General features: G+C 40.1%; 17 protein-coding genes and 1 tRNA gene. 9 read left to right on the top strand and 9 right to left on the bottom strand.

Annotated features, from left to right (window positions below; translation table 11 throughout):
- The first annotated feature begins 172 nt into the window (after positions 1–172).
- Complete coding sequence (locus tag BLW16_RS09755) at positions 173–2,197, top strand: cation:proton antiporter (protein WP_090556391.1); 2,025 nt, start codon at positions 173–175, stop codon at positions 2,195–2,197.
- 27 nt (positions 2,198–2,224) lie between these two features.
- On the opposite strand, the gene BLW16_RS09750 is transcribed toward BLW16_RS09755, so the two are convergent.
- The 5 genes from BLW16_RS09750 to BLW16_RS09730 all read right to left on the bottom strand — a co-directional run bounded on the left by BLW16_RS09750 (position 2,225) and on the right by BLW16_RS09730 (position 8,433).
- Positions 2,225–2,764 (bottom strand): YfiT family bacillithiol transferase, encoded by a 540-nt coding sequence (locus tag BLW16_RS09750; RefSeq protein WP_090556390.1) that lies wholly within the window; start codon positions 2,762–2,764, stop codon positions 2,225–2,227.
- A 372-nt stretch (positions 2,765–3,136) separates the two neighbouring features.
- A complete protein-coding gene (locus BLW16_RS09745) occupies positions 3,137–5,371 on the bottom strand; it encodes a xanthine dehydrogenase family protein molybdopterin-binding subunit (protein WP_090556389.1) in 2,235 nt (744 codons plus the stop codon).
- A 3-nt stretch (positions 5,372–5,374) separates the two neighbouring features.
- The gene (locus tag BLW16_RS09740; protein ID WP_090556388.1) at positions 5,375–6,361 is read right to left on the bottom strand and encodes an FAD binding domain-containing protein; all 987 of its coding nucleotides are present in this window, start codon (positions 6,359–6,361) and stop codon (positions 5,375–5,377) included.
- A complete protein-coding gene (locus BLW16_RS09735) occupies positions 6,358–6,993 on the bottom strand; it encodes a (2Fe-2S)-binding protein (protein ID WP_090556387.1) in 636 nt (211 codons plus the stop codon). Before BLW16_RS09735 ends, BLW16_RS09740 begins: the two co-directional genes overlap by 4 nt.
- A 108-nt stretch (positions 6,994–7,101) precedes the next feature.
- A complete protein-coding gene (locus tag BLW16_RS09730) occupies positions 7,102–8,433 on the bottom strand; it encodes a sigma-54-dependent transcriptional regulator (protein WP_090556386.1) in 1,332 nt (443 codons plus the stop codon).
- A gap of 565 nt (positions 8,434–8,998) precedes the next feature.
- Between BLW16_RS09730 and BLW16_RS09725 the strand changes: the two genes are divergently transcribed.
- From BLW16_RS09725 to BLW16_RS09690, 8 genes are all read left to right on the top strand, one after another.
- Positions 8,999–11,077 (top strand): HD family phosphohydrolase, encoded by a 2,079-nt coding sequence (locus tag BLW16_RS09725; protein ID WP_394332013.1) that lies wholly within the window; start codon positions 8,999–9,001, stop codon positions 11,075–11,077.
- 67 nt (positions 11,078–11,144) lie between these two features.
- Positions 11,145–11,231, top strand: a tRNA-Ser gene (locus BLW16_RS09720).
- A 66-nt stretch (positions 11,232–11,297) separates the two neighbouring features.
- The gene (locus BLW16_RS09715) at positions 11,298–12,095 is read left to right on the top strand and encodes a Fic family protein (RefSeq protein ID WP_090556385.1); all 798 of its coding nucleotides are present in this window, start codon (positions 11,298–11,300) and stop codon (positions 12,093–12,095) included.
- 468 nt (positions 12,096–12,563) lie between these two features.
- Positions 12,564–13,151 (top strand): RNA polymerase sigma-70 factor, encoded by a 588-nt coding sequence (locus BLW16_RS09710; protein ID WP_090556384.1) that lies wholly within the window; start codon positions 12,564–12,566, stop codon positions 13,149–13,151.
- A gap of 203 nt (positions 13,152–13,354) precedes the next feature.
- Positions 13,355–14,506, top strand: a complete 1,152-nt coding sequence (locus tag BLW16_RS09705) for a FecR family protein (RefSeq protein ID WP_090556383.1) — start codon at positions 13,355–13,357, stop codon at positions 14,504–14,506.
- 117 nt (positions 14,507–14,623) lie between these two features.
- Complete coding sequence (locus BLW16_RS09700; protein WP_090556382.1) at positions 14,624–17,956, top strand: SusC/RagA family TonB-linked outer membrane protein; 3,333 nt, start codon at positions 14,624–14,626, stop codon at positions 17,954–17,956.
- A 10-nt stretch (positions 17,957–17,966) separates the two neighbouring features.
- Positions 17,967–19,331: a RagB/SusD family nutrient uptake outer membrane protein gene (locus BLW16_RS09695; protein ID WP_090556381.1), complete on the top strand. Its 1,365-nt coding sequence runs from the start codon at positions 17,967–17,969 to the stop codon at positions 19,329–19,331.
- 91 nt (positions 19,332–19,422) lie between these two features.
- Positions 19,423–20,976 carry a TlpA family protein disulfide reductase gene (locus BLW16_RS09690; protein ID WP_090556380.1) on the top strand — a complete coding sequence of 518 codons (1,554 nt, stop codon included), beginning with the start codon at positions 19,423–19,425 and terminating at the stop codon, positions 20,974–20,976.
- Positions 20,977–21,141: 165 nt separating this feature from the next.
- On the opposite strand, the gene BLW16_RS09685 is transcribed toward BLW16_RS09690, so the two are convergent.
- From BLW16_RS09685 to BLW16_RS09670, 4 genes are all read right to left on the bottom strand, one after another.
- Complete coding sequence (locus tag BLW16_RS09685; RefSeq protein ID WP_090556379.1) at positions 21,142–22,191, bottom strand: hypothetical protein; 1,050 nt, start codon at positions 22,189–22,191, stop codon at positions 21,142–21,144.
- Positions 22,192–22,316: 125 nt separating this feature from the next.
- Positions 22,317–22,547 carry a hypothetical protein gene (locus tag BLW16_RS09680; RefSeq protein ID WP_090556378.1) on the bottom strand — a complete coding sequence of 77 codons (231 nt, stop codon included), beginning with the start codon at positions 22,545–22,547 and terminating at the stop codon, positions 22,317–22,319.
- Positions 22,548–22,633: 86 nt separating this feature from the next.
- Entirely contained in the window at positions 22,634–23,110 is a 477-nt protein-coding gene (locus tag BLW16_RS09675) for a MauE/DoxX family redox-associated membrane protein (protein ID WP_090556377.1), read from the bottom strand.
- Positions 23,095–23,775, bottom strand: coding sequence for a Crp/Fnr family transcriptional regulator (locus BLW16_RS09670; protein WP_090556376.1), 681 nt, complete (start codon positions 23,773–23,775; stop codon positions 23,095–23,097). The genes BLW16_RS09675 and BLW16_RS09670 overlap by 16 nt, the downstream gene beginning before the upstream one ends.
- Positions 23,776–23,822 lie beyond the last annotated feature (47 nt).

The following is a 23,822-nucleotide window of genomic DNA, read 5'->3' as shown; positions in this document are numbered from 1 at the left end:
TTGAAACAGTCATCAGAAAAAAGGGAATGACATTTAACAGATTGAAACGAATAAAAAAAAACCTATTTTGCCCCTGAGAGCGTGAGTATAAAAGCCTCACAAACAAACTTCCAGACATTCATATTCAAACTATTGAATGCCTATATGCGTTATTACAGCAACTATAACATTTATGCAGACGAATTTTTTTGATCATATTTCCAGACAATTCGACCTCCCTTTTACCAATCCGGTCCTTATCTTTTCACTGATCCTTTTTATCATTTTAATTGCACCGATTCTACTTGGAAAAATCAAGATTCCAGGCATCGTGGGTTTTATCATCGCCGGTATCCTCATTGGTCCTAACGGCCTCAATATTCTCAAAAAAAACTCCGCAATAGAACTTTTTTCAACCATCGGCCTGTTATACATCATGTTTATCGCAGGTATTGAGCTTGATCTGGCAGATTTTAAACGAAAGAAACACAAGAGTTTTATATTCGGGTTTCTCACCTTCGCCGTCCCCATACTGATCGGTTTCCCGGTCTGTTATTTCCTGCTTCACTATTCCATGCTCACTTCTATTCTTACCGCCAGCATGTTTGCTACACACACGCTCGTAGCCTACCCTATCGTTAATAAATTTGGTATTTCAAAAAATGAAGCCGTAGCCGTCACCGTTGGAGGTACAATCCTGACAGATACAGCGGTCCTCATCATTCTCGCCGTCATCATGGGTTCCGTACACGGACAACTCAACAGCAGTTTCTGGATCCAGCTGGGCATCTCCCTGACGATATTCACTGCCACAGTTTTCATTGTGATCCCAAAAATTGCGAAGTGGTTTTTCACAAAACTGGAGAGCGAAAAGACCTCACATTACATCTTCGTCCTGTCTGTTGTTTTCTTTTCAGCTTTCCTGGCCCAGCTAGCCGGAATAGAGCCGATCATTGGAGCTTTCGTAGCCGGCCTTGCCCTGAACCGCCTGATCCCGCAGTCCTCTATTCTGATGAACAGGATTGAATTTGTCGGAAATGCCCTCTTTATACCCTTTTTCCTGATCAGCGTTGGCATGCTGGTAGACCTGCGGGTACTTTTCAGGGGGCCGGATGCCCTGATCATTGCCGGCTCATTAACACTGGTAGCAATTGCAGGAAAATACCTGTCGGCTACTTTTACCCAATGGATCTTCAAATACACTAAGAACCAGCGTCTGCTGATATTTGGCCTCAGCAGTGCTCATGCCGCAGCTACCCTGGCCATCATCCTGGTAGGATACCAGTCGAAAATTATTGATGATAATATCCTGAACGGCACAATTATCCTGATCCTGGTGACCTGTGTAGCGGCTTCCTTTGCTACCGAAAGGGCCAGCCGTGCAATTGTTTCCGAGGAAGAGATCACAATCCCCAATGCTGTACATGATACTGAAAACATACTGATACCCATTGCGGATTTCAACAATATGGACTCCCTGCTTGATCTTGCCGTTTTATTTAAAGACAAGGGCGGACTGCAGCCCATCAGCCTCCTATCTGTGGTTCCTGATAGTGACAACGCACAGTCGAACCTGCTGATTGCCCGCAAAAAGCTAAATGATTCAGTAAAATATGCTTCCGGAAACGGAACTGAGGTGGAGATCATCGCCACACTGGACCATAATGTGCCCAGCGGCGTCCTGCGTATTGCAAAAGAAAAGTCAGCAAATATCATTATCACAGGATGGCGCAGAAGAACAACAGTGATCGACAAATTCCTCGGTGATAAATCTTCGGCACTGATAGAAAATTCTCCCGCCAACCTGTTCATTCTGCACCTCAACAGGCCCATAACCGTACATAAAAGCATCCAGCTGGTTTGCCCGCCTGCGTATCTGATGGAAAAAACAATCAATGTATGGCTGTCAAAAGTTTGCCGGCTGAGTTCTGAGCTTAGCCTTACGGTAACCTGCTACTGTGATGAGCCTACACAGCTGCTCATCGAGCATTTCCTGTCTGCAACAAGATCAAACGCCAATTTCATTTTTAGTCCTACGGAAGTCTGGAAGGAATGGAAACTCCTCAAATCAAGGTTAAATTCAGAAGATCTGCTGATCGTAGTGCTCGACCGCAAAGCCGAAGCCAGCTACCTTTCCACACTGGGTTATACCCAAAGCAAACTGGAACAATTATTTGAAAATCAATCACGATTACTGATCTATCCCCAAACCTCATAAACCCGCAATCAATTTATTCTTAAAGCCTTACCAGCCCATCCTCTTACGCAGGGAAAGGATTTGTTCTGCATGGTGTTTGCCATGCCAGTGATAATTGTTTGTCATCTGCCAGAGCGGCACATAAGCATTAGCTGCCGGATGATAATACTCACGTGTCCAGTCCTCCTCCTTCATCTGAACCAGCACTGAAACCCAGCGGCGGTGCAAAGCATGGATCAGTGTAATGGAGACATTTAAAGGTACATCCGCAACATCAGGAAGTTCTGCCCATAACTTTTCATCATAAGGTTTGATCTCAGGACGGTTTTCCGTAAGTGCCAGTTTCAGCCTGATATAGGCATTCATATGACTATCGGCAACATGGTGGATTACCTGTACGGTCGTCCATCCTCCGGGACGGTAGGGCGTATTTAACTGCGCTTCATCGAGGTTCTCAATGCAGTAATCAAACAGCAAAGGAACAGACCTGATGGAACCTATCCATCTCTCCAGCAATTGTGGGGTATAGGTCTCTGCAGGGATAAAACGGCCTATCGGATAACTGTGCTCTTCTTCGGGATTGCTCATATAATGGAATATTCAGAACTAAAACTAATAAAAAAAGCGTTGTCATCAAAGCAGGAGTATGGTAGCTTATCGTCAACATGCATGGTTTAAAGTTCAATGGCGTCTTCACAATGGAAAAATTGTGATTTTTTAAAATATTTTCCTATGAGATCTTCTAAGCCACCGCGCTACAGATGATCCTAAAAAAAGCACCTCTCTTTCGATGCCTTCTGCTGCGTTTCAGCAGCATACAGCATCGAAAGAGAGGTGCTTTTTTTCCAGCGAAGCTTGAAGAACCTTAAGCAGGGGGTTATTTAACTTTCCGCATTATAACCCCGCATCCTGCCAGGCTATCGAGTAAAAAGCCTGCGTTAATTTGAAAGCAGGCCTGTTTTATATCAGTTTATCCGGCGTAATCGGCAGATGCCTCACCCGTTTCCCTGTCGCGTTGTAAACAGCATTCGCCACAGCGGGCGCCACGCCGATGATCACAATTTCGCCCAATCCTTTTGATCCCATGGGGTTGAGGTAAGGGTCCTTTTCATTTACGAACATCATTTCCATTTGCGGGATATCGGCCTGCACAGGAACATGGTAATCACCAAAGCTGGCTGTCACGGTACGCCCTGTGCGGTCATCGATCACCACATCTTCCATCAGCGCCATGCCTATTCCTCCAACAATCCCACCCATTGACTGGCTGCGCGCCGTTTTAGGGCTCACTACCGTTCCGCAATCGATCACTGATACGGCATTTTTAATACGTACCACGCCTGTCAGCTCATGTACATGTGCTTCGATAAAATGGACAGAGAAAGAGTAAAAAGAATACTTTTTACTTTCCTCTCCGGGTGCCGCATCACCTTTGATCACGAGTTCAGAAAGATTATCTTCCTTAAAGAGCGAAGCGATTTCCACTTTTGAAGAAGGCTCATCCGAATTTACCAACTGCGTTCCTACAATGCTGATATTTTTAGGAATAGCATTGTTCCATTCCGGTTTTTGTTTTGCAGCACGTTTCGCCAGCTCCACCTTCAGGTTATCACAGGTTGCCACCACTGCCGAGCCTACCGTAGCCACAGTATTTGACCCACCCTGCATAGGCGCCTTTGGAAAGGTCGAATTTCCCAGCTGAAAGGCGATATTTTCAGGCTGAATACCCAGGTTTTTGGCAGCAATAGCTGTCATGGAAGTAGCTGTTCCCGGTCCGATATCTGCGATGGCCGACTGCAGAAGCAGCGTTCCGTCAGGTTTAAATGTAGCCTTTACCGAGGCAGCGTTACGGAAAGCACCGAAGGTACCGGTAGCCACGCCATAACCCACTTTCCATTCCCCGTCCTGTATGGAGTCAGGCTCGGCTTTACGTTTATTCCAGCCTATTTTATCGGCTCCCAGCTGATAACATTCCTTAAGGAAGTTACTTGACCAGGGAATTTTTTTGTCAGGATCCTGTGCTGCATAATTTACCAGCCTCAGTTCAATGGGATCCATTTTCAGTTTATACGAAAGCTCATCAATTGCACATTCCAGTGCAAAAGAACCCGTTGCCTCTCCCGGACCGCGCATGGGTGCGGGTGTACTTACATTCAGCGGAACAATCCTGTATTTGGTATCCACATTGGGAATGTCATACATCATGCGGGACATGATCAGCACATTCTCCGTGAATTCCTCATACATGGAGGTTTTGCCATAAGATTCATGTGACAGGCCAAGAATCTTCCCGTCTTTGGATGCTCCTATAGCCACCTTTTGTAGGGTATAAGGACGATAGCCCACCATGTAAGACATCTGGTTTCTATGTAAAACCAGCTTCACCGGCTTCTGCACTTTCTTTGCTGCAAGGATTGCCACAATTTCATGAGGCCAGACGCGCAATGCAGAACCAAAAGCACCACCCACATAGGTGGAGAGCACCTTCACATTCTCCGCAGGAAGCTGGAAGGACTTTGCAATGCTTGCCGCAGTTTGTTGTGAGCCCTGTGTTTTATCTACCAATGTAAGTTTATCTTCAGCATCCCAGGTTGCAATAATAGAGTGCAGCTCCATCGGGTGATGGGCCTCAGATGGCTGAATATATTCTTCATTTACCTGGAACTCGGCGTCCTTATAAGCCTCTGCCCTGCCGCGGATAAAATCAGAGGTCATTCCTTTCGGATCAGCTTTAGCTTTTTTTGGAACTATGGCCCTGGCAATATTATCCTTCAGATTACTGAATGACTTTTCTTTGGAATAGGTAACCTTTACCAGTGAAGCCCCATACTGTGCCCTTTCCAGCGTATCCGCAACAACAACGGCGATAGGCTGACCATTGAAATATACATTGGCGTCGTTAAAAACGCGCAATTGTTTTTGAATGACATCCTGGTTCTGCAATTTATATTCGGGAACACCAGGTGTGTTTAAATGTGAGATCACGGCAATTACGCCGGGAGCCCATTCTGCTTTTTTCGTGTCTATCGAGGTAATTACTCCCTGGCCAACGGTACTTTCAACCAGCACTCCATATGTAAGTTCCGGAAGTTGTACTTCGGCGGTATACTTAGCCGCGCCAGTTACTTTTACCCTTCCATCCACGCGTGACATTGCCAATTCCATATCCGCGTTTTCTAAATGTTTCTTGCTCATAATCTATGCTTTTATGCCTGAAGCTGTTTTTAATGCCTGAATCATTGTGTTGGGCGCTAACTTTAACTTAAAAGCATTGTGCTCATATGCTCTAGCACCTTTCATTGCCAGTTCAGCGGCCATTTTAAAATTTTCTACTGAGGCCTGTTTGCCTTTCAGCATTTGTTCCGCTTCTTTTAGACGCCATGGCTTATGTGCCACTCCGCCCATTGCCAGCCTGATATCTTTAATGGTGGTCCCCTCCAGTTCCATCGCTACAGCCACCGAGATCAGCGCAAAAGCATAGGAAGCACGGTCGCGCACCTTTATATAAGTCGTATTTGCAGCGAAAGCATTATCAGGAATGACGATCCCTGTGATGATCTCTTTCCTGTCAAGTGTTGTATCCAGTTCCGGATGGGTACCCGGCAAGCGGTGGAAATCACTTATGGGGATCTTTCTGTCGCCTTTTGGCCCTGTAACCAGGATCACCGCGTCCAGAGCCGTCAGTGCAACATTCATATCACTGGGATTTACGGCAATACAGGAACTGCTTGCACCAAATATGGCGTGCATCCTGTTGTATCCCCCCATGGCGCCACAGCCTGATCCGGGCTGCCGTTTATTACATGGAGCAGAAATATCATAAAAATAACCACATCTGGTACGCTGCAGCAGATTGCCGCCCATCGTGGCTTTGTTTCTTAACTGGGGCGAAGCACCTGAAAGCATAGCCTGCGATAACAAAGGCTGGTATTTCAGTACATCTGCATTGGCCGAAGCCACAGCGTTTCTTACCGTAGCACCAATATGTAGCGACCCATCCTGTTTCACTATTTCATTAAAATTCAGATGGTTTACGTCTACCAGTTTATCCGGGGACATCACACCATACTTCATCAGATCTATCAGATTTGTTCCACCTGCAACCAATTTGGCGGCTGGATCTTTAGCCAATTCGGTAATAGCCGCGATAGGGCTGCTTACCCTTTTGTATTGGAAATTGTTCATACCTTACCTCCTGCTTTAACTTCCCTGATGGCATTCACAATATTTGCATATGCTCCGCAGCGGCATATATTTCCGCTCATAAACTCCCTGATCTCGGTTTCTGAATTGGCATGTCCTTCATGGATACAGGCCACGGCCGACATGATCTGGCCTGGAGTACAGTATCCGCATTGAAAACCATCATGTTTGATGAAGGCTTCCTGCATGGGGTGCAGTTCATGTCCGTTCGCCAGACCTTCAATCGTAGTAACTTTGGCGCCATCATTCATAACGGCAAGTGACAAACACGAGTTTGTTCTCACCCCGTCTACGTGCACTGTACAGGCACCGCACTGTCCCTGGTCACATCCTTTTTTGGTACCCGTCAGCTTCAGCCTTTCCCTGAGCAAATCCAGTAAGGTCAATCGCGGTTCAACTTTGAGGTTATATTGCTGCCCGTTGATTTCGATGCTCAGCGACATCTGTTCAATGGCTTCGGACAGTCTTTCGTCTAATTTGAGATCAGATGCTTTTACAGCAGCCACCGGGGTAAGAGCAATGGCAGTGATCACAGAAGATTTCTTTAGGAAATCGCGGCGCGAATTGCTGGCCATTCCTTCATCTTCCTTTTCCCGGGTCTTATTTTCTATCATTAGCCTGAATTATAGTTTGATGTTATCAACTACCAATTTCGGGGTTTTGTTTCACGAAAGCCCCTGTAGTAACGCAGAAAATACAGTATAGAATGAATCTAATTATGTTTAGCTGATCTGATACTCTTCCAGCTTGCGGTAAAGTGTGGTAAGGCCTATTCCAAGCAACCTGGATGCCTCTGTTTTATTGTTTTGGGAGTACTTCAGAACTTTGATAATATGCATCTTTTCTACCGTTTCCATCTTCATTGCATCTCCTCCTACATTTCCCTGCTCGAATTCATAGGGAAGCAGAGACGCATTCAGCACTAGTCCGTCTGCAAGGATCACCACCCGCTCAATCACATTTTTCAGTTCCCTGATATTTCCTTTCCAGCCATGATTTTGCAGATGCTCAGCAAACTGTTCATCCATGGTAAAATCAGGTTTATTCACCTTGGCAGCAAACTGTTTCAGGTAGTGTTTAGCAATTATCGGGATATCTGCTTTTCGTTCTTTCAGCGATGGAAGCTCGATGGAAAATACCGAAAGCCTGTAAAATAGATCCAGCCTGAACCTTCCCTCTTCGGCTTCCGCTTTCAGGTCCCTGTTCGTTGCGGCGATGATCCTGACATTTACTTTCGTGGTCTGCGTGTCACCTACTTTAATAAAAGTCTGGCTTTCCAGTACGCGTAATAATTTGGCCTGCAGGTCAAGGTTCATCTCTCCTATTTCATCCAGGAAGAGTGTTCCTTCATTTGCCTCCTGCAGCAATCCTTTTTTATCTTTATGAGCTCCGGTAAATGCGCCCTGTTTATAGCCAAAAAGTTCACTTTCCAGCAGATCAGGGTTAAAGCCGCTGCAGTTCAATGCCACAAATGGTTTTAACTTCCTTGGGCTTTCGTAATGAATAGCCTGGGCAAAAACCTCTTTCCCGGTACCGGTTTCACCCAGCAGCAGGACAGTTGTATCCGTGAGTGCAACGCGCCTGGCCAGGTCTATAGCCTGCAGGATAGATTTTGACTGTCCCAGGATAGAGCTGAAATCATATTGTTTCTGGATTCTGGATTCTAGTTCAAAGACGCGGAACTGGAGTTTGGCTTTGTCCATAGCCTTATAAACCAGCGGAATAATTTTATCATTATCGTCGCCCTTGGTAATATAATCAAAAGCGCCGTTCTTCATGGCCTTTACGCCATCCTGAATGGTACCGAAAGCGGTCAGGCTGATCACCTCTGCATAAGGCTTCATCTCTTTGATCTGCTTTACCAGTTCAATACCATTGATGTCCGGGAGTTTCACGTCACTGATCACAACATGAATTTCCTGGGCAGCCAGAACTTTCAGTCCTTCCTTAGCTGTATTCGCCTGGAAAACGGTAAATCCTTCCAGTTCAATAATTCTCGCAAGGAGGCTGCAGATCTTCTTCTCGTCGTCAATAATCAGGACACTTTGCTGCATCGTTAAAATTTTCGGTAAAAATACATTGATTATATGATTTCTGCGAAATAAGGATCAAATAAAAAGCCCCTATCTAAGACAGAGGCTTTAAAAAGAGGTACATCTTTAAATAAGTTAACGCTCATTTTTTTGCAAATGAGCAAGGCCTATTATCCCTAAAACTGAAGCAATTACAATTGTGATCATATCGGTTAATTATCTGGTTAGTAATCGAAGGTAATTAATTTCACAAATAAATCAAACAATTTTTTATAAAATTTGTTTGGTTCAGGATTCATGCTTATCTGAGCCTCTTTCTCCCTCAGCCTCAGCCCGGAGTAAATCAATCTTATTAGATAATTAGTCCTTATTCTATGCGATATTGAGTACTTTTACTTTGCCGGCGGGCAACACTGAACTTAAGTGATTAAGGAAATTAAACGGATGCGCCGTTTGTATTTTAATTTTATATTTATTGAATCGGGCTTTTTGTTTTCCCTTTTAGCTGAAATCCAACAAACAGTATTTCAGGATGAAAAGGCGGTGAATAAAATTTCGTATTTTTGAACAAATCAATTTCATCATTTTGGCTAAGATCAAAAAGAACTCTCACAGGATCCTGTACAGGAAGTACTCCTCTAATATTAAATATATTATGATGGCCCTCACTGTACTTATTATCACCTTTTTTCTACCGAAGCAACCGCGTTTCAGATATGAATTCCAAAAGGGCAGGATTTGGCTCAATAAAGACCTGATCTCGCCATTCAGCTTTGCTATACTGAAAACAGGCCCACAGGTAAATACAGACAAAAAAGATGCACTCGCGAATGTTCTGCCGATATACCGCTACGATCATGAACTGTTTAACAATGTAGAAGAGGCCTACCTAAATGAATTTGATGTAAAGTGGCGGGGAAATGCCTTTTCTGATGAAAGTAAAGAACCCAATAAGGCAGCCTCGCTGAGATTGCTGAAAAGCATTTATGATAAGGGGATTATCGCTGTTAATCCCAAACACCAGAAAGGCAGGAAATATTATGACGTATCCATGCTTGACAACAATATCGCGACCACGGTCAGTACTCAGGATGTGTATACCGTACAGTCAGCGCTGGATTATTTCAACAACACTTTCACATCCATCAATTTAAAGGAAAAAGAGGTGGTCATGAACCTGATAGAAGATCACCTGCAGCCAAACATCGTATTCGATGAAAAGCTCACCGCCATCGTGCAGGACAATACCATTAACAGCCTCTCCACCACCCGGGGCATGGTCCAGAAAGGTGAAGTGATCATTGCGAAGAACAACGTGATTGATGACGAGGCCTTTCAGAAACTGCAATCTTTCAAAGAAACATACGAGGCACAAACAAAAACAATTGGCGACAGTAAGCTGGTCTATCTCGGCCAGATCCTGCTGGTTGCATTTGTGCTGAGCCTGCAGATGGTGTTCCTGTACATGTTCAGGAAAGATATTTTTGCCGATAACAGGCAGTTATCCCTATTGTTGCTTGTAATCACTACGATGCTCCTGGCTTTAACCTGGTCAATCAAGCTTAACCTGCCAAGCGTTTACTACATTCCATTTTGTATCGTTCCGATCATTATCAGGATCTTGTTTGACACCCGGCTGGCCCTGTACCTCCATTTACTGGTGATCCTCATTGCAGGCTTTTTTGTACCCAACAGCTTTGAGTTTGTATTCTATGAAACTACAGCGGGAATGGTTGCCATTTACAGTATCAGAAACCTGATCAAAAGAGAACAGCTGCTGCTCTCAGCTATGTTTATACTCACCGCTTATTTCATCTGTTTCCTTGGGATCGCCCTGCTGCGTGAAGGATCTTTCCAGGAAATTGAGTGGATCAACTTTGTGCCATTTGTGATCAGCGTGCTGCTATCCCTGCTCGCCTACCCGCTGATCTATGCCTTCGAAAGGGTATTTGGTATTACCTCTGACGTAGCCCTGATAGAGCTAACCAACACAAATAACAAGTTGTTGAGAGAACTTGCTTTCAAAGCCCCCGGAACGTTCCAGCATTCGCTGCAGGTAGCAAACCTGGCGGAAGCGGCAATCTTCAAGATCGGAGGAAATTCATTGCTTGTCCGGGCAGGCGCCCTGTACCATGATATCGGTAAGATTGAAAACCCGCAGTACTTCATTGAGAACCAAAATACCTCGCTCAGCCCGCATGACAAGCTTCCTTATGAACAAAGTGCACAGATCATCATCAAACATGTGCACAAGGGCATCGAGATCACGAGAAGGCACCAATTGCCGGAAAGCGTGATCGACTTTATCAGAACACACCATGGAAATACACGGGTAGACTTTTTCTACCAATCATTCCTTAAAAATTCACCAGAGAAATTCGTGGATGAAAACATCTTCAGATACCCCGGTCCTATCCCGTTTTCGAAAGAAACAGGGGTCCTGATGCTGGCCGATTCGGTGGAAGCAGCATCAAGAAGTATCAAAAATCCGGACGCTCAAAACATAAATGACCTCGTAGAACGCATCATAAACTACAAATTGGAACAAAATCAGCTAGATAATTGCGATTTAACGTTAAAAGATCTTGAAACTATAAAGCTGATATTCAAGACAATGCTTATGAGCATCTATCATGTGCGTATAGATTACCTGCAAAACGTGTAAAATAATTTTTGCAGATATGTTTGAATTACTATATTTGCAATCCCGAAAAACGGGTAACATTTTAAACGGAGGGATGCCTGAGTGGCCGAAAGGAACAGTTTGCTAAACTGTCGTACTGGCAACGGTACCGAGGGTTCGAATCCCTCTTCCTCCGCTGAAATACAAAAAAGCTTTAAATTTCGATTTAAAGCTTTTTTTGTTTATACCTAATTCCAGGAGTATGTTGACAATAAAGGGCTTACATATTATACCCACAGATCTGCTTGAGCAATACAAGGCAACTATTTCTGATAATCTTTTATCTACAGCGTTTGAAAGATTGGAAGACGCTGAACTTTCTACAGCCGAATTCAGCTTTTATACTTCAGTGGCTTCTGTCTATTCCAGTAAAATTGAAGGTGAACCTATAGAATTAGATTCCTACATTAAGCATAAACGTTTTAATATTGAATTTCAGCCAGACTATACACGTAAGATAGATGACCTTTATCTGGCTTATCAATTTGCTTCAGAAAACAAGCCAGAGAAAGAAACCTTTGCAAAAACGCATACCATCTTGGCAAAACATATTGTATCTACCAATTGGCTTGGTAAATTCAGAAATCAGAATATGTTCGTTACGACTAAAGACGGGCGTATTGAATATGTAGCAGCTACTCCCTTTGAAGTGCCATCTGAAATGGAAAAACTGTACGCCGATTTGCAAATATTACTGGATATTAAGCTTACTATCTCAGAGATCTTCTTTTTTGCCAGTATGCTCCACCTTGTATTTGTAAAAATACACCCCTGGAATGATGGTAATGGACGTTGTGCGCGGCTGTTAGAGAAATGGTTTCTAGCCCAGAAGCTGGGAAATAAAGCATGGTTTGTGCAATCTGAAAAATATTATTATACGCAGCATGAAACTTACTATAGCAATATAAGAGCATTAGGTTTGGAATATCCTGATCTGAATTATAAAAAAGCTTTACCATTCCTGCTGATGCTGCCGAAATCTGTTACAGAAAAAATTTGAACGCAAAATTGTTAGCAATTTATCAGCAACAGGTTTATTATTCATATTATGGAGCAGCTAGGTTATTCTGAATTTTCAATTATCCGTCATGATGGAGGAGCTCTGATAGGCTATAGAAATTCCTGGCCATCGTATTTTTAGAACCCATGACTATATATGGTCTGCGGTTTTTTTGCTAACTTATATAGTGTTGGTAACACTATATATAGACGGGCAGTGTAAAATTAAATTCTGTTAAATATCTGTTCTACACTTTCACAAGTTGAAATAACAATATCTTATAAAATAATATTTCTGAATTTATAATTTGAATATATAATAAACATATATTTGGTGTAGGTTATAATATATTTGGTGTAAGCCAAATGCCCGTTGGTGTAAGTGAATCATGTATTCATAAAACCTACAGGAATATTCTAATCTGTAATTATAGCAATAACGTTTGTATTTATTTGCCTGATATCAAAGATGAACAAATATGATTCCCTGACCGACGAAGCACTCTTTGACCTATTTAGGGCCGGGGAATGGGAAGCATTTACCATAATTTTCAAAAAGTACTGGACGCCACTTGTCCTTCATGCAAATAACATCCTGAAAGATGAAGATATGGCGAAGGATATTGTGCAGGAATTATTTTCAGGGCTGGCAGGATCGCCTGAAAAATGGCAGGTAAAAGAACTGAAATTCTATCTATATAAAGCAGTAAGATCGAGAGTTATAAATGCCATAAAGCATGAAAAGACCAAAAGCAATTATCTGGAATCACTGGCTGACCACGTCTCCGTAACACATGCTGATTCTGATTTTCAATTGCAAGAGCTGATCAGAATCATTGATGCTGAAATACAAAACATGCCTCCACGCATGCAGGAAATTTTTAATCTAAGCCGCAAACAAAATCTATCCCACAAAGAGATCGCGGATCTGATGAATATATCTGAACTCACAGTGCGGACTCAAATAAGAAGGGCATTAAGCACATTGAGGAACAATAAGGATATAAATACCTATACGGCACTACTTGCCTGCACCCTGGCAGGAATATATAAATAATTACCGCAAGCAACTGCTCGTTTGTTAGCAGTTTACATCTCCACGCTCTTTTTGAAGTATTCAATTTGAATTAGTTAATACCGTAACTTATTTGTCTACAGACGTATATCCTAAACGTTAAAAATATGTTAAATTTATTTTAACTCTTTGTACTCTATAGCCCCTTTACGATTGTATTCTCATTATATACCTAATTGTTAATAATGAAAAAAGATATATCCAAAGACCTGCTGCAAAAGTATGAAGATGGAACTTGTACTCCGGAAGAGGTTAATAAGGTAGAGGACTGGTACAGGACCATCGCGAAGGAAAATGCGGGGACACCTTTTGCACAGAACCTGATTGTTGAGGAATTAGCCAGCCTGGAGCAGATCAGGTCATCCAGGAAAAGGAAAGAGACTATCGTTATACGTTTATACCAGGAATATAAAAGATTTGCAGTAGCGGCTCTTATTTGTTTCAGTGCCGGAATCGGCGTCTATCTCATGTTTGCGGGAAGGAATGATGGTGTATTTGAAAATGATGTTGATCCGGGAAAAAATCAAGCTGTCCTGACTTTGGAAAATGGTAAAAGGATAAAGCTGACTGATGCTGAAAACGGCGAGCTGGCAACCTTGCCGGGTATGCGGGTTAGCAAGACCAAAAATGGAGAACTGATGTTCCAGGTGACGGGCTCCTCCCCCACTGTCGGAAATAGTAAAAAATCTTTGAATACTATTGAAACTCCAAAGGGAGGGCAATATATGGTCTGTTTGCCGGATGGCTCCAAAGTATGGCTTAACGCCGCCTCAACCTTATCTTTTCCAACAACTTTTGATGTCACTCGAAATGTTGCACTGAGCGGCGAAGCCTACTTTGAAATAAAGAAGGACAAAGCACATCCTTTTATCGTAACCTCGCCGAAACAGACCGTGCAGGTATTAGGAACCCATTTCAATGTCAGCAGTTATCCTGAAGATATAGTTGTTAAAACTACCTTACTGGAAGGTTCAGTGCGTGTTTCGGGTTTACAAAAAGGGACAGAAACGTCTTCTAACGTATTGATTTTAAAACCAAATGAGCAGTCAGTAAATAACGGGTTAACGATGAACGTTGGCCAAGTGGAAGCTGAGAATGAAATAGATTGGCACAATGGCACTTTCGCCTTTAAGCGTGAGACATTAGGTGAGATTATGAAAGAACTTGCTCGGTGGTATGACCTGAAAGTAACTTATCAGGATACGGCACTTCAGCAATTACACTTTGTAGGCCGGGCTTCCAGATATGCAAAAATCTCAGATATCCTATGCCAGATGCAATTAACAAAAGAAGTGAAATTTAAAATTACAGGAAAGGAGATCACCGTTATGAGATAGACTTTGTAAAAACGGATGATATGAAATAGGCCAAAAGTGCAGCAAACACTCCTGGCCTGAGATCATGTCGTTGAAGAAAAATTTACCCGATTTCGCAACAAACACAACCAAAACCAAATGTACAAAACTTTTACCACTATTGGCAAATGGAGATCCTATGCCCTAAAAATCCTGCTTATTATGCGACTAACCACCGTCATTTTATTGGCAACGCTCCTGCAGGTCAGCGCGACTACTTTCGGACAGAAAGTGACGCTGAGGCAAAACGCTATATCGTTAAACCAGGTTTTCAATATTCTTGAAAAGCAGACCGGATATACAGTGATGTATACTACAGAGAGCCTCAATGACGAGTTAAAAATTAACACAAATTTCAATGAGACACCTTTAGAGGAAGCTATTAAAACAATAATTAAGGATCTTCCGATATCTTACACTATAAAAGGTAAAGCAATTGTCCTTCAGCGAGTAGAAAAGAATATCCTGGAAAAAATTGTAAATGTTTTCTCAAACATCGACGTGTCAGGTAGATTGGTAGATAAAGATGGCAATCCTATATCTGGCGCAACGATAACTGTGAAGGGTACGAACAGAACGGTTTTATCGGGTTCAACAGGTTTTTTTAGTCTATCGAACGTTGACGAGAAGAACATCTTAACTATTTCTTATGTGGGCTATGTAGCATTAGAAATTCCAGTTCAAAAAAATCTTGGAAACATTGTTTTGAATGCGGCTGATAGTAAACTTGAGGAAGTAGAGATCAATGCGGGGTATTACACGGTAACTGATCGTGGACGTACCGGTAATATTATCAAGATTACCTCTACTACCATAGAGAAGCAACCTATATTAAATCCATTACAAGCCTTGCAAAATCGTATACCAGGTATTCAGATCACACAAACTACAGGAGTTGCCGGAGGTGGATTTAATGTGTTAATTAGAGGAAGAAGTAGTATAAACACGCAGGTTGGGAATAATCCCTTATATATTATTGACGATGTAATTTATCCATCGACAGCTCTTGGTGGCAATAATCAAGCAAACGCATTTGGTATAGCAAGAATAGATCCTTTGAGCACAATAAATCCTAATGACATTGAAAGTATTGAGATACTCAAAGATGCTGATGCTACTGCAATCTATGGGTCAAGGGGAGCCAATGGAATTATTTTAATTAAGACAAAAAGAGGAAAAGCAGGCGATATAAAGATTAACGGTGTATTTACTCAGGGCTTTAGTCAGGTTGCAAAAAAAGTTAATTTATTAAAAACATCAGAATACATCGAAATGCGAATGGAGGCATTAAAAAACGATGGTCTGAGTCCGTCAACAATAGACTATGACATCAATGGGAATTGGGATAAAAATAAATATACGGATTGGCAAAAGGAAATTATAGGCGGAACAGCGAATACTTCCGTTGCTTCATTAAATATAAGTGGTGGAAATGATAAGGTTAACTATCTTATTGGCGGCAATTATTATAATGAAGGAACTGTTCTGCCCGGCAACTTTGGCTTCAGCAGAATCGGTTTGCGGTCTAACATAAATTTTGGGTCGTTTAAGGACAGGGTAAATTTAAACTTTACCAGTACATATAATCATACGACAAATAGTCAACTTGGTTTTGATCCGACAGCAAATATTTTATTAGCGCCTAATCAACCCGACCCCTACAATCAATATGGTCAGTTAAACTGGGCTAATAATACCGTTTACGCAAATCCTATGGCTAGTTTCCTGAATAGCAATAAAATAGGCATTGATAACATGATTGTAAATGCGACTTTAAGTTATAGATTACTTGATAATTTGTCTTTTAAGATATCTTCCGGTTATAATTTGTTGAAATACGAAGACTTTATAAAAAATTCTTTCGCCAGTATTTCACCTGCAAGAAATCCGACTTCAGCGAGCAGAAGATCTTCATTTTCAAATAGTTCAATTAATTCCTGGACTGCTGAACCTCAGCTAAATTTCAAAACAAAAATAGGTCTGGGTCATCTTGATGCCTTAGCTGGATTAAGCTTTCAAGAGAGTATTAATCAATCCCGGGGTCTAGATGCTACTAATTTTGCTAGCGATGAATTATTGGACAATATACTTTCAGCCGGATCAATAACGGCGTCTGCTGCGACATATACCCAGTATCGTTATTCTGCCGTGTTTAGTAGAATTAATTATAGTTTGGCGGATAAATTATTTGTCAATCTGACTGCAAGACGGGATGGATCGACACGTTTCGGGAAAGACAAGCAATTTGCAAACTTTGGAGCTATTGGTGCAGCATATTTATTTTCCGAGGAAAGATTTATCAAGAATGCACTACCATTCATTAGTTTAGGGAAAATTAGGGCTAGTTATGGTGTAACTGGAAACGACCAGATTGGTGATTATAAATATCTTCAGCTTTATACCTCTAGTGGCATTTATCAAAATACTTCAACATTAAGCCCCACATTGGGAAATGCGGATTATGGCTGGGAAACAAATAAAAAAGGTGAAATTGCCTTGCAGTTAAATCTTTTTAAATACAAAGTGAACTTTGAGATTTCTTATTACAATAACCGTTCTTCTAACCAACTGATAGGTGATCCGTTACCTCCAAGTACTGGAAATGGAACTATAATAGCCAACCGCCCAGCAACTGTTCAAAATACTGGGTTGGAATTCGCAACAAATTTTAATTTAATTAAAAATAAAAATTGGCGTTGGACATCGGGTATTAATTTGACTATCCCAAAAAATAAACTGCTATCATATCCGGGAATAGAAAATTCTGCTGATGCAGTTAATTTTGTAGTTGGTCAACCCTTATCAATTGTTAGAATTTATAATTCAAAAGGCGTAAGTAGGCAAACCGGGCTTTATGAATTTGAAGATAAAAATAATAATGGAACGAATTTATTTGATGATGGAGATCGTTACTTGCAAAAATTTATAGGTCAATATTTTTATGGCGGATTCCAAAACTCCTTACGTTATAAGAACTTGACATTAGATTTCCTGATTTCATTTACAAAGCAAAACGGATTTAATTACTTAAACAGTATTCAATCTGTACCGGGTAATTGGAGCGCAAATTCATACCCTGCTAGTAATCAGCCAACTGCCGCGTTGGATAGATGGCGTCAGGCGGGTGATAATTCTTCTGCACAAAAATTTAGTACCAGTTTGGATGCCGACGACGCCTTTTATAATGCAATAATTTACGGAGGATTAAATGTGTCTGACGCGTCTTATGCGCGACTCAAGAATTTATCTCTTTCTTACGCGATTCCTAATGAATGGCTAGCCAAATCCCATATCAGTAATGCTTCAATTTCCATCACTGGACAAAATGTGTTTACAATTACTAACTACATAGGATTAGACCCTGAAACAATGGACTTGAGAAGACTTCCGCCTTTGAGAACCTTTGCAATGAGTATAAATCTTACGTTTTAATTCCAATTTTATGAAATCGAAAAATATATTATATATCGTTTTTGGCATTGCCTTAATTGCAAGTTCTTGTAAAAAATTTTTAGAAATCGCCCCCCCTAAAACAAGCGCTGCTTCAGAAAGCGTTTTTAATACAGACGACTTGGCAACCTCCGCGGTATTGAATATGTATAGCACCATGAATGGTAATAGTTTTGCATTTGGTTCTTCAAGCGTTACTTTCGTTGGCGGTCTTTCATCAGATGAGCTTTTAAATTATGGAGGACTGACGGCGTTTTATGACGATGAATTAAGCCCGGCTAACAATACACTTACTACCTTATTCGATAACCCATACTCTATAATTTTTAAGGCAAATTCCGTGTTGGAAGGTCTTGACTTATCTAATGGGTTAACTCCTTCAGTTAAAAGTCAATTGCAGGGTGAGGCATATTTTGTCAGGGCATTTACATACTTCAATCTGGTCAACCTTTTTGGTCCGGTACCATTAAATTTAAATTCAGATTACAGACAAAATAGAGCAAATCCCAGAGCATCGATTGATCAAATCTATCAACAAATGATTAATGATCTTCACCTGGCAGAAGGTTTACTGACTGACCAATATGTAACTACTGAGCGGGTGAGGCCTAATTTAGCTGCGGTTCAAGCGCTTTTAGCCAGAGTGTACTTGTACAATAAAGACTACGTTAACGCAGAAAAATGCGCTTCATTGATAATCGCTAAGACAACTACGTACAGCTTAGTTCCATTAAATAACGTTTTCTTAAAAAACAGTCAGGAGGCTATTTGGCAGCTATTTCCGCCAAGTAATTCCTCTGGTTTTGAAGGTAATATTTTTATATTGACAAATCCACCTGTTGTTGTATCATTAAGAAGCGCATTCGTTCTTAACGCTTTTGAAGCAAATGATAAACGAAAAACTTCTTGGGTAAATAGTTTCACAAATTCAACCGGGACTTATTATTTCCCCTATAAGTATAAGGTTAAATCCACCGTGCCCTCAACCGAGTACTCCATGGTATTACGTTTAGGAGAACAGTACTTAATTAGAGCGGAAGCGAGAGCACAACAAAATAACCTAACTGGTGCAATTGACGATTTAGACAAAATCAGGGACAGGGCCGGACTTCCGCTACTTGCTCTTATCAACCCGACAATCAATAAATCTGATTTATTGGATGCTATACAAAAAGAGAGAAGGGTAGAATTATTTACGGAATGGGGACATCGTTGGTTTGACTTAACACGAACTGGAAAAGCAACTGAGGTGCTAACTCCACTTAAACCAAAATGGGAACCAACGGATGTACTTTATCCAATCCCATTAGCAGAAATTACTAGAAATCCTAACAGCAGCCAGAACGCCGGATACTAATAGGTCAGCTTCCTCAGACTACATGCACGTCGTTTCTGTGAAAAAGAGATGACGTGCATACAGTACTACAAATCCTACAAAGAAATAAGTTATGAAATTAACCATAAAATATACTCTCCTACTGGTATTTTTCCAGTTAGGAATCGGCCATGCACAGAAAAAAAGAAGTAGCAGCCCAAACTACACAATTATCTTCCATTATGCCGGCAAAAAAAAGCTGCCCGATACAGTTTGGATGCATAGCATACCAAATGGAAAATTTTGGGAGAATGAAAAAAACACTAAATATTGGGCGGTTAAAAAAAATGACAGTGTTTTTACGTTACAGCTTCCTAAGCTTAAAGCCCCATTATCAGTTACTTTCCGCGCTACTACAGATCATAATAGTTCAGAAATTCACAGCCCATACGCGTTATATTACGCAGAAAATAATGATGACGTCCATCTAAATGTTTACAAACCAAAAATCAATACAGGTGGTGACTCTGTCGTGTTTTCTGGTACTGGAGCAACAAAATATAGTTTAGTGGATAGAGTTATTGATTATTATAGAATAACACCTCCACCGCTTTATGCTAATAACAGAGTTGTTGAACACAAAGACCAGTTGGATTCGACGAGTTTGGAAAAGAAATTCAGCGAATTTGCCGAAATCATCAACCAACGGTCCAAAGCTAGGTCAAACCTCATTTTTGGGCAAAGCAAGCAAATCAGTAATAATATTAAGAAATTGATTGATTACAACACACCTGACCCCTCAATCGAATATTGGGGGCCATTTGTTCAGTCCTATTATGACCCGATACCTTATAATTCAAATTACAAGAAGCTATTCAGTACCTTACTTGATAAGTATATGATCTGGCAATGGAAAAATACTGACGCTTTATGCCTGTTGAGTCCAATGTTTTTCACAAAGTTGGAAAATGGTTTTATCAATACAAAATTAAAAGTAGGTAGTCCGAATAATAAAATCAGCCTTGTAAATTATTATAACGAGGTGAAAAAATTTTCGAACAACCCGCAGATTAGGGAAAGGGCGCTAAGCGAATTTTTCATGAATAGTTCGTTTAATGATATTGGTAACTATAGTGTAGCTATATATGATTCTCTCGTTATTGATGCTTCAAAATACATGATTTCTACGTCAGGGAAAGATATTATTTTTCAGAAACTCAACTTTACAAAAGGTAAAAAAATGTTTGATGGAGACTTTATTGATCTGAACGGCAAATTGTTAAATACATCATCTCTCAAAGGAAAAGTATTCATGCTGGAAGCCTGGGGAGAAGGATGTGGGGGGTGCGCTGTTTTTCATAAGGCTTTTGACAAAGAGATATGGCCTAAATTAAAAAACAATAAGGATTTTATCGTACTGTCTGTATTTAGCGGATCAACAAAAGAAGGTTGGAAAAGAGGCATAGAAAGTGGCCTCTATACGGATGATGCGTATCTGAATGTAGCAGTGTTAAATGGTGGCATGATGAAGCACCCCTTCTTTATGCATTATCGGGTAAATTACAATCCTTTTACTTTATTGATTGACAAAGATGGAAATATTTTGGCAAATATAGTTCCTGGTATGTCGATGGATACAATATTAAAATTGATTAACTCGGAATTAATATTCGATTTAACTAAATAACATAACATTAATCAGAATATTAGATTGTCCTAAAGTGGGCAATCTTTGGCGTTACTAATGGTCATAAAGTATTGTTTCCAAACTATTATAACGAAATATGAATATAGCAAAGCTTGAAAATTCTCAGAGAACAAACTTGTGGATCGGATAGGGGCATATTGCAATTTATTCATTGAATGAATATTTTACAAGAATATTTTGGTGTAATGCAAAGATTTCATCTTTTTCTACAAAAAATTGCCCTATCTTCCTTCCTTTATATCGCCCGATATCAAAACTATGAAGGTACTTACCCGTTTTGATAGAATATACATCGATCGAACTATTATTTAAATAATCTGATGCAGACTGATTATCAGCCTTTAAATCTGAGTCTATATAAAGCCTATTATTACTGATACTGAAATTTTTGTTAACCATAATTGAAGTTCTTCTTAATGATCTCCCATGGTTTCTGGTTCCAGTATGAGAAACGTCAAGATTGTCTGTCAAACTGAGTTTCGCAATACGTACAGTATCTATAGTTTTTACTTTATAGAGAACTTTAAGATTAGTGTCCAGACATAAAATCTCACCTCGGTAGTAATACATATAAAATAATTTTGCACTTTCCTTATCATATCTCAATCTGCCATCAGCGCAGAAGATTCCGTCAATTTGTTTGGGAAGAATATATGATTTTTGAATCCTAGCACTATCATTGATTATAATCTTTGTGATTTCTAGACGATCTTCGGAATTAACCTTTGCAAAGGACCTTACAAAAACTGTATTCTTTGAAAGTATGGCGGGAGAATCAAATCTATGGTTTGGAATTGAGTAGAAGTTAGACTCAAATTTGTTTAGTCTAACAATTTCTCCGACATCATTTGTTATGAATGTTGAAGAATCTACCTGCCCATAATCATAATTAACTCTTGTTAAATTAAATCCTTTTGGGGGGAAAAATGATATTTTCTTTGGTTGCTTGAAAGAATCCCCAATACTGAAAATAGTAAATGGATTACTTCTATTTTGCATCCAAACTCCTTGCTCAGTATTGCATGAGAGGAAAGTATTGTATTCAAGTTCAAGGCCGTTCAGAAATTTTATTTGAGGTTGAATAAATTTTCTATTGAAATTATTCGCTCTAGAATTATCATTCCAAAGTACCGCTAATATCAACAAGACACTTCCAAATGTCGTGAGTAAAATAGTTATAAATTTTCTCTTCATTGTTTTTAATAATAACCGTGCGAAAATGGCAAAATCAATTAATAAAATCTTGATTGATACAATTGTCAAACTGCAAAACACCAAGTAAGAGGCTGTTTCTAAAGAAACAGCCTCTTAGAATTTGATTAATTAAAAAACTGGTTGGCAGGTATTGTGGTCAATGGTGATTGGAAAGCACCAGTTGAACCTGCAGGACGGACATTCTCGCTAATATTTGTCCTACACAGCGCACCAGCACCGTTACAATGATATACAGTACCACTCTGGCCTTCCCAATCAGCAGCGAAAGAATTTGTTGATACAGCACCGCCTATAGCAATTATTGCCAATCCAGCGATATAAAATAACTTTTTCATAATATTAAATTTAAAGATGTGCTTACTCTGGTACAGGTTTTCAGCTTCCCCCGACTCATCTGGCCATAGAATATTTTATGTAGGCACTAAACTGCCTTTGTCTTATGTTCTAAATTTGTAGTTTCTAACAGAATACCCAAAATTGCAATTGAAATAAAAGCAATATTGAATGTTAGATGCTGTTCCCAACTTAAACTATTCAAAACTCCTCCACAACTGCAAGGTATCGAATCGCTAAAATTTAAAATAGCATATATGTAAGATGTGAACACAACCATTATTGTTAAAGACGCATATAATCCTAACATCTTAGTTCTTGATATAGAAAGTAAAGCAACTATAAGAATCTCTGAGCATGGTATTAACCATATTAGAATATTTGCATATTTTGCAGTAATTGGCGATTTTGACAATTGAATCTCGGTGTTTTTATAATCTATTACCTTGCTCGTTGCTGCATAAATAAAGAGCAGAATAAACAGTGTAACTATAATGTTGATGATTATCTGTCTTGTTTTGTCTGAGAGATGGAATTTAAACTTTTTTTTTATTGCCGTTTCCATAATATTTCATTCAATTCAACAATTCTACCATTAAATCCTTGTTTATATAAACTAGTCGCTTTACTCAATCTGCTTCGTGATATGCCCAAATGTGATGCTATATATTCCTTATTAATGCGGTTGTAGATTGACGGATTATCATTTAAATAAGTGTTGACCTTTTCCTGAACATTCAACCTCAGTAAATGCTGGTAATACTTATACTGCCTTTCTCTTTCAACCTGAAGCTCAAGTAAAAAGGAAACCGTATTCGGAAAAGTTTCTAAAAGTATTCTAAGACTTGTATAGCTAATCGCAAGCAGCTCGCCATCCTCTAACATTTGATGACTCTCACTTCTTGTTTCTCCATTTAAAAAATCGTCCAGGTCGAAAATGATATCATGCTTTTTCCAGATCTTTGTTATAATTGTTTTATTAGCGGTTGGCTCATAGTAAAAGGAAGAAGCTATTCCATACTTTATATATATTAGGTTGAAGTCCATACCTAATCCCGGGCCTTGAATAAGTTCATTTTTATGAACCGGAACCAACTCGCTGTTGTATGCCAGAGCCTTAATAAAGTCATCAGAAAATAGCACACCGTCCTTATTGAACCTGGGAAGCATTTCTCTTCTGATAATCCTTTCCAATCGGTCTTTTGTATTTTCTGTGTTAATTATTTTCATGACTTTATTTAATTTTTTATTTTATTAATATTTGACGGATTGCATCA

This window comes from Pedobacter hartonius (genome assembly GCF_900107535.1).
GTDB classification, from domain to species: Bacteria; Bacteroidota; Bacteroidia; order Sphingobacteriales; family Sphingobacteriaceae; genus Pedobacter; species Pedobacter hartonius.
The sequence above is the reverse complement of the archived record's forward strand: the minus strand, read 5'-3'. Positions and strand labels throughout refer to the sequence as shown.

Bases quoted from the DNA above. Each gene is read 5' to 3' on its own strand.
- BLW16_RS09755 (WP_090556391.1), top strand. From the start codon at position 173: ATGCAGACGAATTTTTTTGATCATATTTCCAGACAATTCGACCTCCCT.
- BLW16_RS09750 (WP_090556390.1), bottom strand. From the start codon at position 2,764: ATGAGCAATCCCGAAGAAGAGCACAGTTATCCGATAGGCCGTTTTATC.
- BLW16_RS09745 (WP_090556389.1), bottom strand. From the start codon at position 5,371: ATGAGCAAGAAACATTTAGAAAACGCGGATATGGAATTGGCAATGTCA.
- BLW16_RS09740 (WP_090556388.1), bottom strand. From the start codon at position 6,361: ATGAACAATTTCCAATACAAAAGGGTAAGCAGCCCTATCGCGGCTATT.
- BLW16_RS09735 (WP_090556387.1), bottom strand. From the start codon at position 6,993: ATGATAGAAAATAAGACCCGGGAAAAGGAAGATGAAGGAATGGCCAGC.
- BLW16_RS09730 (WP_090556386.1), bottom strand. From the start codon at position 8,433: ATGCAGCAAAGTGTCCTGATTATTGACGACGAGAAGAAGATCTGCAGC.
- BLW16_RS09715 (WP_090556385.1), top strand. From the start codon at position 11,298: ATGTTGACAATAAAGGGCTTACATATTATACCCACAGATCTGCTTGAG.
- BLW16_RS09710 (WP_090556384.1), top strand. From the start codon at position 12,564: ATGAACAAATATGATTCCCTGACCGACGAAGCACTCTTTGACCTATTT.
- BLW16_RS09705 (WP_090556383.1), top strand. From the start codon at position 13,355: ATGAAAAAAGATATATCCAAAGACCTGCTGCAAAAGTATGAAGATGGA.
- BLW16_RS09700 (WP_090556382.1), top strand. From the start codon at position 14,624: ATGTACAAAACTTTTACCACTATTGGCAAATGGAGATCCTATGCCCTA.
- BLW16_RS09695 (WP_090556381.1), top strand. From the start codon at position 17,967: ATGAAATCGAAAAATATATTATATATCGTTTTTGGCATTGCCTTAATT.
- BLW16_RS09690 (WP_090556380.1), top strand. From the start codon at position 19,423: ATGAAATTAACCATAAAATATACTCTCCTACTGGTATTTTTCCAGTTA.
- BLW16_RS09685 (WP_090556379.1), bottom strand. From the start codon at position 22,191: ATGAAGAGAAAATTTATAACTATTTTACTCACGACATTTGGAAGTGTC.
- BLW16_RS09680 (WP_090556378.1), bottom strand. From the start codon at position 22,547: ATGAAAAAGTTATTTTATATCGCTGGATTGGCAATAATTGCTATAGGC.
- BLW16_RS09675 (WP_090556377.1), bottom strand. From the start codon at position 23,110: ATGGAAACGGCAATAAAAAAAAAGTTTAAATTCCATCTCTCAGACAAA.
- BLW16_RS09670 (WP_090556376.1), bottom strand. From the start codon at position 23,775: ATGAAAATAATTAACACAGAAAATACAAAAGACCGATTGGAAAGGATT.